12 protein-coding genes are annotated in these 16722 nt (G+C 30.9%); 3 read left to right on the forward strand and 9 right to left on the reverse strand.

Going from position 1 to position 16722, the window contains the following annotated elements; translation table 11 throughout:
* Positions 1 to 343: 343 nt before the first annotated feature.
* The 4 genes from H527_RS0113585 to H527_RS0113600 form a co-directional block, all read right to left on the reverse strand.
* Positions 344 to 2698, reverse strand: coding sequence for a transglycosylase domain-containing protein (locus H527_RS0113585; protein ID WP_051316766.1), 2355 nt, complete (start codon positions 2696 to 2698; stop codon positions 344 to 346).
* On the reverse strand, positions 2695 to 5538 hold the full coding sequence (locus tag H527_RS0113590; protein WP_027413219.1) for an Npt1/Npt2 family nucleotide transporter: 2844 nt from the start codon (positions 5536 to 5538) through the stop codon (positions 2695 to 2697). The genes H527_RS0113585 and H527_RS0113590 overlap by 4 nt, the downstream gene beginning before the upstream one ends.
* An 88-nt stretch (positions 5539 to 5626) precedes the next feature.
* Entirely contained in the window at positions 5627 to 6523 is an 897-nt protein-coding gene (locus H527_RS0113595; protein ID WP_027413220.1) for a serine hydrolase, read from the reverse strand.
* Between the two features lie 2 nt (positions 6524 to 6525).
* Positions 6526 to 7479, reverse strand: coding sequence for a hypothetical protein (locus H527_RS0113600; protein ID WP_027413221.1), 954 nt, complete (start codon positions 7477 to 7479; stop codon positions 6526 to 6528).
* Positions 7480 to 7776: 297 nt separating this feature from the next.
* On the opposite strand from H527_RS0113600, the gene H527_RS0113605 reads away from it, so the two are divergent.
* The 3 genes from H527_RS0113605 to H527_RS0113620 all read left to right on the forward strand — a co-directional run bounded on the left by H527_RS0113605 (position 7777) and on the right by H527_RS0113620 (position 10429).
* Positions 7777 to 8268 carry a DUF2938 domain-containing protein gene (locus H527_RS0113605; protein WP_027413222.1) on the forward strand — a complete coding sequence of 164 codons (492 nt, stop codon included), beginning with the start codon at positions 7777 to 7779 and terminating at the stop codon, positions 8266 to 8268.
* A 557-nt stretch (positions 8269 to 8825) separates the two neighbouring features.
* Positions 8826 to 9320 (forward strand): MepB family protein, encoded by a 495-nt coding sequence (locus H527_RS0113610; RefSeq protein WP_027413223.1) that lies wholly within the window; start codon positions 8826 to 8828, stop codon positions 9318 to 9320.
* A gap of 494 nt (positions 9321 to 9814) precedes the next feature.
* A complete protein-coding gene (locus tag H527_RS0113620; protein WP_308427915.1) occupies positions 9815 to 10429 on the forward strand; it encodes an ATP-binding cassette domain-containing protein in 615 nt (204 codons plus the stop codon).
* Positions 10430 to 10722: 293 nt separating this feature from the next.
* On the opposite strand, the gene H527_RS0113625 is transcribed toward H527_RS0113620, so the two are convergent.
* The 5 genes from H527_RS0113625 to H527_RS0113645 all read right to left on the reverse strand — a co-directional run bounded on the left by H527_RS0113625 (position 10723) and on the right by H527_RS0113645 (position 16552).
* Positions 10723 to 11784: a mandelate racemase/muconate lactonizing enzyme family protein gene (locus H527_RS0113625; RefSeq protein ID WP_027413226.1), complete on the reverse strand. Its 1062-nt coding sequence runs from the start codon at positions 11782 to 11784 to the stop codon at positions 10723 to 10725.
* Between the two features lie 227 nt (positions 11785 to 12011).
* Positions 12012 to 12812, reverse strand: a complete 801-nt coding sequence (locus H527_RS0113630; RefSeq protein WP_027413227.1) for a creatininase family protein — start codon at positions 12810 to 12812, stop codon at positions 12012 to 12014.
* 73 nt (positions 12813 to 12885) lie between these two features.
* Positions 12886 to 14409 carry a hypothetical protein gene (locus H527_RS0113635; protein ID WP_027413228.1) on the reverse strand — a complete coding sequence of 508 codons (1524 nt, stop codon included), beginning with the start codon at positions 14407 to 14409 and terminating at the stop codon, positions 12886 to 12888.
* Positions 14406 to 15479: an N-acetyltransferase DgcN family protein gene (locus H527_RS0113640; RefSeq protein WP_027413229.1), complete on the reverse strand. Its 1074-nt coding sequence runs from the start codon at positions 15477 to 15479 to the stop codon at positions 14406 to 14408. The genes H527_RS0113635 and H527_RS0113640 overlap by 4 nt, the downstream gene beginning before the upstream one ends.
* Positions 15480 to 15490: 11 nt before the next feature.
* A complete protein-coding gene (locus H527_RS0113645; protein WP_027413230.1) occupies positions 15491 to 16552 on the reverse strand; it encodes a pyridoxal-phosphate dependent enzyme in 1062 nt (353 codons plus the stop codon).
* Between the last annotated feature and the right edge of the window lie 170 nt (positions 16553 to 16722).

Here is a 16722-nt window from a genome sequence, read left to right on the forward strand (position 1 = left end):
AACCATATGGGTGAAATTTAAAATATAACCTAAAGCTAGTAATAATCAATAGGAATAGCAATAATTTAAACCCTATTGCATAATTCAGGTTTAACCATAGCGATGCTATGCTAAAATGAAGAAAACGAATGTATTTATGGCATCTTCAAGCTTCATTACGAAGTTCTACTGCATAAAGCGGGTTAAATGGTATAAATCTGTATGCGGATTATTAAAAACAACCCTAAAAGGTTGTTTTTTTGTTTAAAAAAGTAGCTTTTGAGGAGTATAAACCTATAAATATAGAAAAATATATAAAATACTGTTTTGAGTATATTAGTAGCTTACTGCACCTTAAACCGTATTAGTTATTAGGGACGGAAACGATAGAGTCTTTTATGGTTTTTATACTATCAATTACTATAGAATCCATCTCTACATTTTTTATAGATAGTAAAGAATCTTTAATTTTTAATTGCTGTATATAAGTAGTGTCATTTTTATAAAAGGCATACGCTTCTTGTGCAGGAAGGTCACTAAGTGCAGGACAAGGAAAATATGGGATATCGTATTCAAAATTAGACAGTATTGGTTTTTTCCAACTACTTAAACTTTTAAAAACAGAAGCAACAATGGGCATTGCGGTATTTGCACCCGATCCCATATACGTATTTGCAAAATGAACTCTCTTATCTTGTGTCCCCACCCATGCGGCAACTACAATTTCTGGAGAACACCCAATAAACCAGCCATCTCCATTGTTTTGAGTGGTTCCTGTTTTACCAATAATAGTAAAAGGGATTTCATAATTTTTAAATCCAGCTCCTGTACCTTCTGTTAAGACTCCTTCCATCATTTTTTGAAGTTTTGTTACGTTTTGTTTAGAGGCAACTCTTCCTTTATAGGTAGATTTTGCCTCATACAAGATGGTTCCATCATGATTTTCAATTTTTTCTATCGTATATGGGGTAACAGCAGTCCCACCATTAGATATACTAGCATAGGCAGTAGCCATTTCTATAAGGCTTATATCTGCGGTTCCCAATACTATCGAAGGAACTTGTGGGATATCTGAAATAATCCCCATTTTTCTTGCCAGATTTATCACTTTATTCATTCCTGTTTTAAGTTGTACGCTAACAGATACGGTATTTACAGAATGTGCTAAGGCTCCTTGTAGGCTATAACTTCCTCCATATGTATTATTCGCATTTTTAGGTTTCCAGTTTTCAAATTCAGTATACGTTCTTAAAAAATTATCATAATAATCACAGGGGTCTGATCCATTTTCGAGAGCAGCCAGATAGGTAATAGGTTTAAAAGTAGACCCTACCTGTTTTCGGCTTTGTGTATTATCGGTTTGAGAAAAACCATAGTCAATACCACCAAGATATCCCATAATCTTGCCATTGTGGCTATTCATAACAATTATACCTGTATGTAATCTGGTAATTGCATTTACTATTGAATCTTGTAAAGATTGAGATGTCAAAATATACCCTTTATCTATTTCCCAGTATTTTCTTGGTTTTTTTTGATGAATAAACTGCGCAATTTCTTGTTTAGTTTTTCCTTGTTTTAGGAGTGTTTTTACTTGTCTGTGGCTTTCTACTAATTTTTTAACAAGAGAGTCTTTACCACCTGTTGTAGTTACACTATTCCAGTTTTTATCCATCATATCCTGTAATCTTTCTATTTGCCGGATCATTGCTTTTTCTATATATTTTTGAACATACGGATTTATAGAGGTATATACGTTTAACCCATCTTTATCCAGATCATAAATATATCTACCTTTTGCAGGATTGGCAATTGCCCATTTGTCAAATTCTGCTTTTACATATTCTTTGTAATAAGAAGTTAAAGAAGAAGTTTTTTCAGGAGGTTGATATTTTAGAACCAAAGGGTTTTTTGCAGTTTCATAATCTGTTTTAGTAATATAATTATATTTTAGCATTTGTTGCATAACCGTATTACGACGTTGTTCTGCACGATTTTTGTTTTTTCTTGGGTTGTAGTAGGTGGGGGCTTTTAAAAGACCTATTAAAGTAGCACTTTCTGCCAAGGTTAGTTCTTTAGGGGTTTTACTAAAAAAACGCATGGCAGCTTTTTCTATTCCGTAGATATTTTCACCAAAAGAAACCGTATTAAAATATAATAAGATAAGATCTTCTTTGCTGTAAATATTTTCTAATCTGTTAGCAATTATAACCTCTCGCATTTTGTTAATAGGGGTAGAGAGTATATATTGTTTTTTTCTTCCGAATAGATTTTTTGCAATCTGTTGTGTTATAGTACTACCGCCACCAGTACTTTTTTGTAATAAAATAGATTTAATTATTACCCTTGCATAACTTTTGTAATCTATCCCGTGGTGCGAATAAAACCGTACATCTTCTGTAGATGTTAGTGCATTTATTAAGTAGGGATTTAGTTGTGTACTATCTATATTAGACCTGTTTTGTAAAAAATAATTACCAATGGCTTTTCCATCGCTTCCGTAGATAGTTGAGGTTAACGGGTTTTTTAGATTTTTAAGTTCATTTTCCTTTGGGATACGGCCAAAAGCACCAAAATAAGTTATTACGAATAATAATATAACAAAAGAAACTACCAGAGCAGATGCATAACCTAAGGATTTAAAAGGATGCTTTTTCAGGAATGACCAAATTTGTAAAGCTTTTGGTTTTATTTTTGCTATAATGGATTTATAATTCATTCTTTACTAGTGTTTTTAGTCATTATATTATTGTATGCTTTTTTAGCAAAATCTTCGATCTTTTTATCTTCATTTTGCATAAAAGGAGTAATTAAAGGCAAATATTTATGTTCTCCTTTTTGTTCGATAAGATATAATACCGCAAGTTTTAATCTAAGGTCTTTTCCTTTTAAGATAGTTTCAAAGCATTGATATTCGGTAAACTTGTTTTTACTTATCATTTCAATTACTTCTTCAGAGGAGGTATCCAGAATGGTAGCTTCGATTATAGGTATTAATGTGTTTTTTAAATTTTGATTTAGCAGGATATCTAAAAACTCTATAGCATTGGTTCTTTTTTCTTGCTCTTCACTTAAAATACCTTTGTATGCTATTTGTACATCTTTAGGAGTATATTGTAGCTCTAAAAGTTTAAATATTCGTTCTAATCCTGCATCTAATCTACGCTCTAGAAGCTCCATCAAACTTTCTCTGGCATCCATTTCTGCATCAAAAAATTGTTTTTTAAATTTTTTGCGTTTCATGTACTGTATAATTATCTGAGTATGCATTGCATAAAGGGTATAATTGTATAGTTTACATTCTTCCAAAATTAAGGTAGCTATTTTGTTTTTATCAAAATAGAGATCAGAAGTTTCTACTTTTAAGGCAGATAAAGCTCTTACACATTCTAAGCGAATGGTTAAATCTTCTACAGTTTTAAAAATATCAAGAAGTGCATTAACCGATTCCTGATTTTTAAATACAGAGATTACCTGTGGAATAAATCTTCGTATAGACAAAGAGTGTTGATTATGTAGTGCTTTATGATGTAAAACTTCTACCATTGCTTTATCATAGTGCAATAATGCAAGTTTTACATCCTCCCGATACGATTTATCCTCTAGCAATTCTAGCAGATTATCCACAAAAACAGGGCTCATTGTGTTGCCTGCAGCTAAAATGGCATTCTTTTTTACTACAAAGTAAGGGGATGTTAACCCATCTAAGATGTAAGAGTATCCTTCTTTAAAATCTGCATGACCTATAACCTTAATAAGTTCTATTTCTTCTTTTTCTTTAATTTCATCATCTTGCAGGCTTTTAATTTTAGATATTTTATCTTTAATATGTGTAGAAAATTCATACTTATACTGTAAAGACGGATTGTCTCTGGTTTCTTTTGCCAAGGATAGTAATGCTGCTCTGGAAATATATTCGTTAGGATGATTTAGGTAGGTATCAAACACAATAGATTCGTTAAGATCTGCATGAAGCAGTATATATTCTAAGGCTGCTAATACGACTTCATCATTTTCAATTTTAAGCATATCTTGTATTTCAAGAATAATACTATTATCATTATTAAGGTAATACAGATTTCGCAATGCTTCCGCTTTTACGCTATTAGATGGATGACTTAGTAGTTTTCTAACCGTTTCAGCAAAACGTTTGTCGTTAAGCTCTTTGGTTTTGCCCAACATAAATAGTATTTCTTTTTCAGTACCATTTTCAAATACATTTTTCATTCCCTTTAGGAAAGAATCCTTCGTTGCTTTTTTAATTCTTTTTTGAGATATGGGAAGTAGGTTCTCCAGATTTTTTCTAAAAGACAGAAAATATTCTTTTCGTACTTTAAAAACAAAGTATACCCATACCAGAGTTAATAAAAGGATAAGTAACATAATATAGTGTTCGGGCACATCAAGACCTTTGATAAGAAAAATAAGGATACAACCAGCAATTCCTGTTGCTATACTATCTACTACTACATCGATAAAGGATTTAGTTTTCTTTTTTAGAGTATATGGTAAAGGAAGTGCCAGTAGCTCCATCGCAGATTTATTTACAGATTGTTTTAAGCTACCATCTGTGGCTTTTAATAAAATAACTACCCATAGCTCGGGAAAAACTAAAAATAACAGGGCTCCTAACAGGACAAATAATGGTAAAAGAAGTAATGAAAAACCAACTCCCCAAACGCCAACTATTTTTCGAGTCAAGAAAAGTTGTATTAGCAATGAAATTAAGTTAAAAGTAGATAACCAGAATCCAAAAAATGAAGTTAATTCTTCGCTATCTGTTATCTTTTTAGAAGCGATATCACTAAATTGAAAATCTACTAATCTCGCGGTTATTACTCCAATCCCTATAATTATAGAAAGATACGATAGGTGTTTTGAGCTTCGTATTAATTTAAAGGAGCGTTCTTGGGATGGCGCTATTCTTTTTTTCTGTTTAAAAGTATTTAATCTTTCTACTTTTTCTTTCCATAAAATAGATAGAATAGGAAAACAGCAAACTAAAAAAAGTGCCGCTATAAATATTAGATTAGCATTACCTATGTATGGAGCTAATATAGTAGTAAGATATCCTCCAAAAATACCTCCTGTAATTGCTCCTGCTCCTATAAAACCGAATAACCGTTTAGCTTCTCTAACATTAAAAACTAAATTAGCAAGTACCCAAAACTGAGACGTAATAAGTACAGCATATATAGCTACACCAGCATAAAAAACATATAAGACCCAACCTTTTATTAATTGAAAATGCAAAAGTAATCCTAAAAGAATTAAAGAGATAATAGAAAAGGTAAGTGTAAATTTAATAATACGTTTTAATGAAAACCGTTCTGTAGCTTTAGAATAAAAAAAAGAAGTTATTATAGCACTAATTGCAATTAATAAATATCCTACAGGTAAACTGTCAGCTCCCAAATCTGAAATAAAGAGAGAGTTAATAGTTGGTTTTATTACTAATAAGGTTGCAATAACCAAAAAGATATAGCCTTGCATAAGCAGGGCAGTTTTAATTTCTTCGTTTTTAATATCAAAAATCTTTTTGAAAGTGTTTTTTATCATTTTGCTAAAGCCTTATTTTAGGTAGTGTTATAAAAGGATTCTTAAAAATATAGGATAGTCTCAAATACTTATTTATTTTCTTTTAGTACTACTCGTTTAATACTTTTTCTATAGGAATTACCAGGTTTCTTATAATCTGCTCTCCATTCTTATCATTTACAAGAGCAACTAGAATATACCTTCTGGAAGGAGAACCCCATACCAAAATAGAATCCGAATGGTAGGTACTCCAGGAACCTGATTTTCTAAATAACCGAACGCCAGGAGCAATTTTATCTAGTGTACTAACAAATTTATGATGTAATGAAGGGTCTGTCATAATTTCCAGCATTTGTGCGGATCGTTTTTTGTTAACTAATTTACCTTGAAAAAGCATATAATAAAACCTGCAAACCTGAGTAACTGTAGCAGCATGACTTAGGTTTTTTAAAGGTTCTCTATTAGTAGCACCTCCTGCGGCATACCTTTTGCCCACCCAAAGCCCACCACCAGATTCTTTATCATATAAATTATAGCGATCACTGGTTAATACAGCTTCAATTTTATCATAACCAATTCTGTCGATCATACGAGTTGTTGCTTGATTATTAGATCTACTAATCATCATTAGCATATCATGCTTTATAGTGGGCGTTTCTTTAAGTTCGCCTTTATCGATAGCATCTATAGAAGCCAATAAAACTGCAATTTTTGGAAGACTGGCAGCATACATCATTTCATTACCATTAACTCTAGCAAATCTAATATGCTTTATATCTTTTAGATCTACAATGCCAACAGCCATCTTTTTTTGAAAAATTAAAGATTTCCATTGTTTATTATTGTTCAAAGTTTGTTCTAATTTTTGCTGTAAATTAGGATCTAATAACTCCCTTAATGATATGGTGGAATCTATAGGGACGCTAACAGGGAGCTCCTGTGCAGTCAAAGCATAACCATAACCAACAAGAAATAATAACATTGTTTTAAAAAGTAGAGTTCTCATTTTTAGGTTTTTAGTAATTGAATAGCAAATGCTACTAGTATGCTAACGATAAGCCCTATATTAACTTTTGCTAGATCTTTAAATATTATTTTATAGGTATGCTTTAGTTTTTCTCTTTGAAGCAAGTAACTGATAGCAATCTCTCTACCTGCTAAAATGCCAATAAACGCCCATGTTGTACTCATTGGAATAGGACTTATGTTTCCTAATATATATAGCAAAATACCATAACATAAATCTATTATTGTTGCAGAACGGATGTTTTCGATATTAGACTTTTGATTTACAATTTGTTGTATTTTTCCACCACGACTTTTAAATATATATATGGTGATAATCAAAATAATCCCTAACGAGAGTAATAATTCATATAACTGAAGGCGTCTAGGTAAAAATACATATATATTAGCAAAATCCTGAATTAACCATTGAGACCATAAGAAACCTGTTGAAAACCATTGTGCCAACAACCAATATTTTTTTTGCTTCTTAATTTTCATCAACCTTAAAGCAACATTAGACTCAAATATTTTAGAAATAGCTAAATAGATTAGCAAGGAAATTATAAAAGCAAGAGCATATCCTAAAACAGATTTCAGGATCATTTTTTCTATAATTTGGCTTGTAGAAAAAACACTAAGTATCATAAAGGTAGTACTTACAGGGATTCCAAATCTGGTAATAACTAATAGAGATATTGGTGCTAATAAATACCACCATTGTAGTTCGTTAGGTAAAGGGATTTTATCTAACCTGCCATAAGATACATCTCCATTATGACTGTACCATCCATAAAATAAAGTTATAGTAAGAATACTTCCTGCAAATAACCAAAGTAAAGCCCAGTGTTTTTTCTTATTAGAAGCCAAAAAGGTTCCTAAAGTTTGAATAACATCATTGGCTATAACTGCGTATGCTGTTATAATAAAACCTACATAAAAAATAATATACTGCATCTATTTTTTTATTTATTAGATATTCTGACACATATTGCTTAAAAAGTCACTGGTTTTAAGAAAATAATTACGGTAAATATGGGAGAAGTATGATCGTTAGTAGAAAGTGTTATTATTATAAAGATAAATAATGGTAGGAAATATTATTTTAGAGGAATTAATCAAAAAAATATATAGAAGGAAGTTTATAGCAAAAGGTTTAAGTGAAATTTAAAATAGTACTATTTATATATAGTTTTGTCCTGTTTCAGTACTAATTTACTTGCGTATTATTGCGAGAAATAAAAAAGCACTAAAATGATGTTAGTAGTACAAACAATTTTAATAGGTATAGGAGCTACATTTTTTATGGATATATATTCTTTAATTCTAAGATTTTTAGGGATAAAATCACTTGATTATAGATTTGTTGGCCGTTGGATAGGTCACTTTAAAAAAAGGAAATTTTTCCACAATAAGATAATGGAAACAGCACCTGTTAATTATGAAAAAATTATAAGTTGGTTAGCTCACTATATTATTGGAATCATATTTTCTTTTTTATTAGTTTTTGTTTACGGAGAAACATGGCTGGATAATCCAACCGTTATCCCGGCATTAATTATTGGTATAATTACTATTGTAGCTCCTTTTTTTCTTATGCAACCTGCATTTGGTTTTGGGATTGCTGGTTCAAATTTACCAGATCCCAATAAAGCCAGACTTATGAGTCTTATAACACATAGTGTTTTTGGAAGTGGTTTATACCTGAGCGCTGTAGTATTAAATCAAATAACAAAAAATATTTAAATAACTGACTTTAATCTATATTGTACATTGTGGAGTTTAATTCTACGAAGCTTGTCTTGAGAACAAAATATATGTTCAGAAGTATACCTCGTGAACTTTATCCGAGGTTATTGATCTCACTAATTCTTTTAAACAAATCTAAAGGAATGACTTTCATATTAACTTCTCGACTGTGCTTTTTGATATAGAGAAATATTGTACTTCAATAAGCTTATTAGAGTTATCAAGAATTGGTTTTTAGTACTGAAAACCCGGTTTTTGACATAAAATTAGTAACAGAATTTCATTATAGCTAATACTTTTCAGAAATATCAAAATCAAGTTGGTAAGATAACTTATATAACAAAAATATAGAAGTGATTTAAAAAAACAAGAACAAGTGGTTAGGATACAATTCTCAGATCTATTTTTACCACTGTCAGTTTGATATTCAAATTAAATTATAGATTTGTATAAAAAATTAGATGAGTTAGGAGTATCTTTTACCTACTCGATATTTGCAGTTGTATGATATAATAAACAGTATACCTAATCAAAAAGAAAACGGAATAAAATAAATGGATTATAATTTAAACCAAATTAAAACAGATGTTTACGATAAATGTGGGTTTGAAATTTTGGATTTTGAAATCGAACTTGAAAGTAAGGAGTATTGTGCTTGTCGGTTCAAATTAAATGAATTACATATCATAAGCAGAAATGCCAAAATCACACCTAAAAAAAGCGGACAATTTGTAACATTCTGGAAACGAAATGGTAACGGTTTGATTGAACCTTTTGAAGAGATTGACCAAATTGATTTTTATACTATAAATGTTCGTGCTGACAACGAGTTTGGACAATTTGTTTTTCCAAAATCTATACTGATTAAAAAAGGAATAATTTCAACGGAAAAAAAAGAAGGAAAAAGAGGTTTTCGAGTGTATCCAAATTGGGATATAGCTCAAAATAAGCAAGCAGAACAAACGCAAAAATGGCAACTGAATTATTTTTATAAAATCAATGATTCAACAGATTTTAATAAAATAATGAAATTGTATGAAATTGAATAATATATATTACAGAAACAAATATTAATAGAAAACATGGCTATTTTGGTATAAGGAAATCAAACAAAATATTTAATAAAAACAAGTATATAGTTTTAGACTTTGAAAAAATATAAGATAGATAAGAGTACATAACTAAAATGACAATTATTATAAAAAGAATGTACAATAAAGCTATTTGGAAATACTTTTGGGATATTAATGTGTTTAATATTCCATTTTCTTTGATTATTGGTTTAATATCAGGCCTTTTATGGAGTATAATTATATTTTCTTCACTTGGAATTGTAATAGGTTATTTGGGTTATAAAACTTTCAAGAATAATCAATATTACGTATATTATAACCTTGGTTTAACAAAAACTAGTCTTTTAAAAAAAGTATGGTTATTAAATATGATTATTTCTTTTTTACTATTTCTAATTTATATTATAATTAGATAAATGGACGTATTAGAAATAACTAATCTGAACAAATCTTACGGAAAAAAAATCCTTTTGAAAAATATTAACCTTCAATGTAAAGTTGGGGAGATTATAGGGGCTTTTGGTAGGAATGGAACAGGGAAATCAACGTTATTAAAGCTAATCTTTGGAACAGTAAAAGCAGATTCAATTCATATAAAAATAAATTCAAAGACTATTTTTCCAAATGATATAATTTCTTCAAAAAAGATAGCATATTTGCCACAAGATACATTTCTGCCAAAAGAACAGAAAGTAAGAGAAATAATTCCTTTATTTTTTCCAAACGGAGAAGACCAAGACAAAATTTTCTATTCTCCACAAGTATCCAGTTTTGAAAAAACAAAAGTTGGGAAATTATCTTTAGGACAATTACGTTATCTGGAGTTATTAATTATAGGGAATTTAAGTCATACTTTTTTAATGTTAGATGAACCGTTTTCAATGATTGAACCAATTTATAAAGATGTAATCAAAGATTTGTTATTAAAATTAAAAAAATCAAAAGGTATAATCTTAACAGATCATTATTATAATGATGTTTTCGAAATAACTAATAAAAATTTTATTATAAGAGATGCTAAAAAAATTGAAATAGTAGATAAAGCGGATTTAATTAAATATGAATATTTAAAATCAAATCAATAAATACAGTTGTACATTATTAGAATGTCTACTTTGGATTACCTACTAAATTTGTTTCATTTTTTTAAGTCACTCCTTTATATTTGTTATTGGTTACTTCCATTTTTATTTCTAAAGGAGCTAGACTTCTTAGGTGAAATGTGTTCTTTTGGGTTTTAATTTTTATGTATAGAAATATTTTTTATAAGGCTGTTTGGTTAATATTTAATTTCTCATTGAGGAGGAAACTCACGAGGTTATTGATTAAATAAACAGCCTTTGCATTTTTGGTATATAAAACCAGAGATTTTGTAGTTTTAAAGATCAATTTTACCTAACCCTGGGTTGTTTGTAGGATACAATATTCCTTTTTCGAGTTTAAATAAATTTTTGAAAGGATCATTTATCATGTCTAAATGACCATCTAAGTCTGCATACTTAATATTGGGTTTGGATAAAGCAAAATGTAGACCTGCAGATATACCTAGTCTACATTCATCAATACACCCTACCATTACATCTATGTTTGCAGATTTGGCTACTGAATTTATGTGCATTCCTTCTACAATACCTCCAACCTTCATTATTTTTATATTAACCATGTCTACAAAATTATTTTGTGCCAAGCGAAAAACATCTTGTAAACTTTTAATTCCTTCGTCAGCCATTACTGGAATCCCTACTTTTTGACTAACTAAGCCTAGTTTTTCGCCATTTCCTACTTTGGTAGGTTGTTCAAAAATTTCAATACCTATATCTTTTGTAGCCGTAAAAAATGCTATTGCGTCTTCTACAGAATATCCTTGGTTGCCATCAAATCGTAATTGTATATTTGGGAATTTTTCACGTAGGTATACCATTTTCTCGATATCTTTTTCGAGAGAAAGACCTCCTTTAATTTTTAAAACAAAAAAGCCTTGTGCAACATATTCGGAAGCTATTTTTAACGTTTCATCCAATGGTAGTATTCCAATAGTAATACTGGTAGCAATACTATTTCGATATCCTCCTAAAAATTGATATAAAGGGACTTCCATTTTTTTAGAAACGATATCCAAAAGTGCCATATCAACCATTGCCAGGGCAGAGGATTTAACCGAAAGAAGCGTTTTAAGGCCTTCTAATGTTTCAGATAACATAAAGGGATTTCTTCCTAATAAAAAAGGAATGATACTAGTTTTTATATTTTGTTCTACTTCATCTGGGGTTTCTCTTGTTACAGTAGGCTCCGGAGCGGCACAACCATATCCTACAAGTCCTTTGTCTGTTTCTATTTTTAAGATAAAATTAGTAGCGCCAGATATTGTTTCGTATGCAATAGTATACGGTGAGGAAAGAGAAAGTTCTAAACGTTCGTAGGATACTTTAGTTATTTTCATGATTTTTTAGATATTATACCATTTATCATTTGAATTTACCGGAATAAAATGTTCTTTTTATATCTCAATTTCAGAATAAATATAAACCGTAGCCTAGCTATGCTTGATACCAGATCGAGTCTGGAACAAGTTTTTCTTCTTCATTGAAACAAAAAAATATTTATTTTCCAGTAAATTCAAACAAAAACTGGTATTATTTATGTTTTGAGTGTTTTTAAAAACTTTTTCTAATATCGTTTTTGATACAAATCTTCTAAAGGAGTGTTTTTAATAGACTCAACAAAACGCACCATGTTTTGAATCATTATCTTCCACATTTTCTCTCCTTTTTCTGCAGTTGCTTTGGTCGCATCTCCCATTATTCCACTTTCTGAAATTTTACTGGTACGTACATACCAGCTTACACTACGATCATCATCAAAATCCAAAAAAGTACTGCCAAACTGTAATGTTTCATTTTCAGCTTTGTCCATTTGTACTATATCTGGTCTAACAGCAAGTGTTGTACTAGTTTCAATCTCTCCAGCATGTGCATCATTTGGGGTGTCGATAAGACTAAGTAAATCTACATCGCTTGTTTCTCCAGTGTCGACACAGACAAAAATTTTTGCATCTCGATTAATCATTTGTGCAGCATAGCTAAGGGTAGGGGCATTATCTCCATGACCATTAAGAATAATGATTTTTTTGATCCCATTTCTAGCAAGGTTCATCCCTAAATCATATACAAATTTTGATAAAGCCTCGTTAGTAACACTTAATGTTCCTTTAAAATCTTCATGATGATACGAAACACCAAAAGGAATAGGAGGGAGTACCAAAGGTTTTGGGTCTGGGCATGCCTCAGCGACTTTATAAGCCATATATTTTGCATCAAAATAATCGATATCTACAGGTAAATGAGGACCATGTTGCTCAATAGCACCGCATGGTAAAATAACGGTATCCATTGTTTTTAAATATTCTTCTAGCTCTGGCCAAGTTTTAAGCTCCCATAGGAAACTTGGTTTTTTATGTTGTTCTTTCATGTGTTTATATAATTGTTTTAGAGGTCACATGGAACTCGCCAATAATCATTTTCTGTGTGTATCAAAAATTTTGTTATGGCTTTGTTTCATTTTCTTTGTTTAGGAAATAAGAGGTTTCTAATTCCTTTTTTTCTATGGTAAATGTATGCCATTTTCGTTCTCGTAATTGCACTATACCATCACTATATTTTATGAAAATATCTAGCAATGGTTTACGTATATGATTTGGAAGATCCGAAAGCATACTTCGTTCATTATCAAAGCGTAGTTTTACAATTTCATTGTGTTCTTTTGCTAATTTAATGGTATGCTCATTCTTTTCTATAAGAGACTTGCTTACTAATAAATGATATAGATGTGCAGCATCGCTTCCTATTTGTTTTACGCTGCGTTTAGCAAGAGCTTCTAGTCCTTTAGTTATTTGAGTATCATTGTACCCACAACGTTTTGGATCTTCTTCAAGGGCTTTAAGCATACCAACTATTCTCCTGCATTTTTCGCAATTACCACAAGGTAGCATTCTACCATCTTTTTCATGAGCAGCATGACAGGATACTTGCAGTTTTTGTAAATCGGGATATCGTTTTACTAGTATTTTTAAAATTAGTAATTCAGACAGACTTCTTAAAAGCGAATATTGGTATATATCCCATCCTTTTTTTTGATAGTACCGTGTTAAAGCATTATCAAAATATTTACTCTGATCATACAAAGCATTATAATGAGAGATACCACTGTGATTACCTTTTACGGTAGTGTCATATTCGTTACCAATCAAAATATTACCAATACCACGTTTGCGAGCTACAGGAAGTACTCCAAATAAAAATACTGGTACTGTCCAAAGTCTAATTGGATAGATATCGGCACGTATATTCTGAAAATTTTCTTTAATGAATGGCATTTGTTTTACCATCCAATTAAATATACGGTCACTATTACACCACGGTTTAACTGTATTTGGCTCGTTTTCACGGAAATAGTTATGCGCATTTACTGCTGTAAACCAATGTCTTCCTGATTCGTTTATAAAAACAGGATGTGCTTCTCCTATCTCTTTAATTATCCCGTAGGTTAACAAACTATCTTTACCACCACTACTTAAAATAGCGTATTCATTTTTATTGGTAATGCAAGAAGTTTTTTCAACTTTTATGTCCTTAAATTGAGTGTTAATAAATACTAGGTTAGCTGCTGTATACTTGGATAGTTTTTCTGGCTGAATAGAGTCAAATGGAGGTTTTAGGAATTCATTTTTTGCAAAGAATTTATTTACCAGGATTTCTCTGGATGTATTTTCTATCATGTCTTTTAAAAAACGTTTGTCTACCTCTTCAAAAAGACCATCAAATTCGATAGTTTCAAAAAATAACCCATAGTTAAGGGCTACTTGCGAAAGCATCATACTGGCAAGGTTAACATCCTGAGCGTTTTTTTTACTAAAATATACTTGATTATAGGTATAAATAAGATCATTGCTAACATGGGTTCCATCTTTTTTTTGAATAGAATATGTGGCTTTTACTCGTTTTGGTTCTATAATAATTTGATGTACTTTTAGTAAAGGAAATACTATCAGGGATTTAATATTACTCATCGTATTTCATCTATTAATATATCTATTAAATCGTTAGCTCCATGTGCTAAAACATCAAATGCAGGTAAACCAGTATCTCTTGTAATCTCTTTACATGCTGGTATAATTTCTTCTGGTAACATTCCTTCGTGATTTACTGTAATAGCTATTACTTCTTTACCAGAAATAACTTCGATTGCATTAATTTGTTCTTTAATGGAGTGTAGTTTGTACCCAGGAAAGCCATCATATTCTACCCGTTTAGGAGCGTGTTGTAAAATAACATAATCGGGTCTTCCTGCAGCCAGAATCTCAAAACCACCAGGATATGCAGGATTCATTAAACTACCTTGTCCTTCTATAACAATAACATCTGGTTTTTCGTTAGTATAAGCACTAACAACGGCATGTTCAATTTCTCCAGAAACAAAATCATTAATGCAGCTATCCATAACCATGCTATATTTAGCTCCTTGCATCCAAGCTGTTTGTCCTGTTCCAATCATTTCTGCTTTATGACCTCTTTTTATTAATTCATGAACTATCAACCATGCTGTTGTACGTTTTCCTATTGCAGAATCTGTTCCTAAAACAGCTAATTTTAGACAATTAACTTTTTCAATTTCTCCAGAAAAAAAGTGTAGTTCATCTCTATTAGGTGTTTTTCGAACATCTCTAATACGACAATTGTTTTGCGCAGCAAGGTTAACCAAAGCTTTGTCATTGGATAAAAAATCATGTAACCCACTATCCAGATTCCAACCCATTTCGAGAGCTTTTTTTAAAGTGCCTTTTGCTTGTTCTGGAAGTCTTCCTCCGTCTGGAGCGAGCCCGATAACTAAAGATTTAGGAATCATACCTGTATCTGTTAATTCTTTTATGGCAGATTCCATATTTTTAAATATAGGAATACCATTTTTTTTGCCATCTAATACTTTTCCTGCATCTTTTCCGGCGTAATTGCTATCAATCACACCTACTATATGGTATCTTTCTGTAAATCTTGTAAGCCCATGGGCTGTTTTTCCGTTAGGGGTATTAAATGCACCCTCGCAGTAGATTAAAGCTTTTCCGTCTATTGATTTTTTCATTTTTTATGTTTTTAATGTTTTGCTGTTAGAACTGCAACAAATCGATCAGGTTCTAAATTTATTTTTTCATCTAATTCTAGTAAAGCAATAAGTCCAGATGTGGAAGCTGGCAGAATACGAAGTCCTTCCTTTTTTAACAAAAAAGAACTCATTTCTTTCATTTTTTTATCACTAATATTATAAGCGTCTCCATTTGAATTTTGAATTGCGTAGAGAGCTTCTTCTCCATCAAAACTATGCCAGTTAATTAATGGCTCGTTATATTTGGTTTCTTTTATAGCTTCTGGATTTAAATCTTTGCAATAATCTAATCCTTGTTTGTGGGATTGAATTATCGGATTTTTTTTGGTAGAAGATGCAGCTATCATTTTAGGAATTCTCGATGTTTTTCCACGTTTATATAGACTTACGAACCCTCTGTAAATACCAGCAAATAATGTTCCGTTAGAAACTGGAGCAGCACAATATTTGGGAGCGTCTCCAAGTTCTTCGACAATTTCATAAGCTATTTGTGAATACGCACTTATCTGTAAAGGTGTATTTGCTCCTCCTGGATTGGCGTCATACCAATTATTTTGTTCGGCTAGGATGCTACTGTGTTTTACAACATCTTCATAGCTTCCTTGCAGGCGTATTATTTCTGCATTAAGTACTTCCATTTCTTTTATACGTTCGGTATGAAAAGATTCGGGGATATATATTTTACAATGTATACCAGCTAAGTTTGCAGCTAGTGCTACAGCAACACCATAATTACCACAAGTAGCCAAAGAAACTACGTCATATTCTCTTCTGATAGCATCATATACCTGAGCAAAAGCAATTCGATCTTTTTGTGTGCCAGTTGGATTATCTCCTTCATATTTAATATATAATTGCCGTATATCAAATTCACGTTCTAATGTTTTTGCGCGGTTAAGACTGGTGTCACCAACTTCAAGGTTTATAATGTCTTCATAACTTTCTAGTCTGTCGACTAATGATTTACTTTTATCTTTTACAAATTCGCTTAGTTTTCTCGTTTCTGAGGAAACTTTATTTTCAGCTGTTTTTACGCCATCTCTTAATATCATCCTTTTGGTATTTAATACTTCAGGTTTATTGTTTTGAAATTATACTTTTTGGACACTTAATATTAAGAAAGTCACTTTTTTTTTTACATAGTCATAAAAATAATTTAAGAGGGGGAATAGAAGTATGTTTAGTGAAATTATTATATCTATAAGATGTTGATGTATTTATT

Source organism: Aquimarina muelleri DSM 19832 (assembly GCF_000430665.1).
GTDB lineage: Bacteria > Bacteroidota > Bacteroidia > Flavobacteriales > Flavobacteriaceae > Aquimarina > Aquimarina muelleri.

Bases quoted from the DNA above. Each gene is read 5' to 3' on its own strand.
- H527_RS0113585 (WP_051316766.1), bottom strand. From the start codon at position 2,698: ATGAATTATAAATCCATTATAGCAAAAATAAAACCAAAAGCTTTACAA.
- H527_RS0113590 (WP_027413219.1), bottom strand. From the start codon at position 5,538: ATGATAAAAAACACTTTCAAAAAGATTTTTGATATTAAAAACGAAGAA.
- H527_RS0113595 (WP_027413220.1), bottom strand. From the start codon at position 6,523: ATGAGAACTCTACTTTTTAAAACAATGTTATTATTTCTTGTTGGTTAT.
- H527_RS0113600 (WP_027413221.1), bottom strand. From the start codon at position 7,479: ATGCAGTATATTATTTTTTATGTAGGTTTTATTATAACAGCATACGCA.
- H527_RS0113605 (WP_027413222.1), top strand. From the start codon at position 7,777: ATGATGTTAGTAGTACAAACAATTTTAATAGGTATAGGAGCTACATTT.
- H527_RS0113610 (WP_027413223.1), top strand. From the start codon at position 8,826: ATGGATTATAATTTAAACCAAATTAAAACAGATGTTTACGATAAATGT.
- H527_RS0113625 (WP_027413226.1), bottom strand. From the start codon at position 11,784: ATGAAAATAACTAAAGTATCCTACGAACGTTTAGAACTTTCTCTTTCC.
- H527_RS0113630 (WP_027413227.1), bottom strand. From the start codon at position 12,812: ATGAAAGAACAACATAAAAAACCAAGTTTCCTATGGGAGCTTAAAACT.
- H527_RS0113635 (WP_027413228.1), bottom strand. From the start codon at position 14,409: ATGAGTAATATTAAATCCCTGATAGTATTTCCTTTACTAAAAGTACAT.
- H527_RS0113640 (WP_027413229.1), bottom strand. From the start codon at position 15,479: ATGAAAAAATCAATAGACGGAAAAGCTTTAATCTACTGCGAGGGTGCA.
- H527_RS0113645 (WP_027413230.1), bottom strand. From the start codon at position 16,552: ATGATATTAAGAGATGGCGTAAAAACAGCTGAAAATAAAGTTTCCTCA.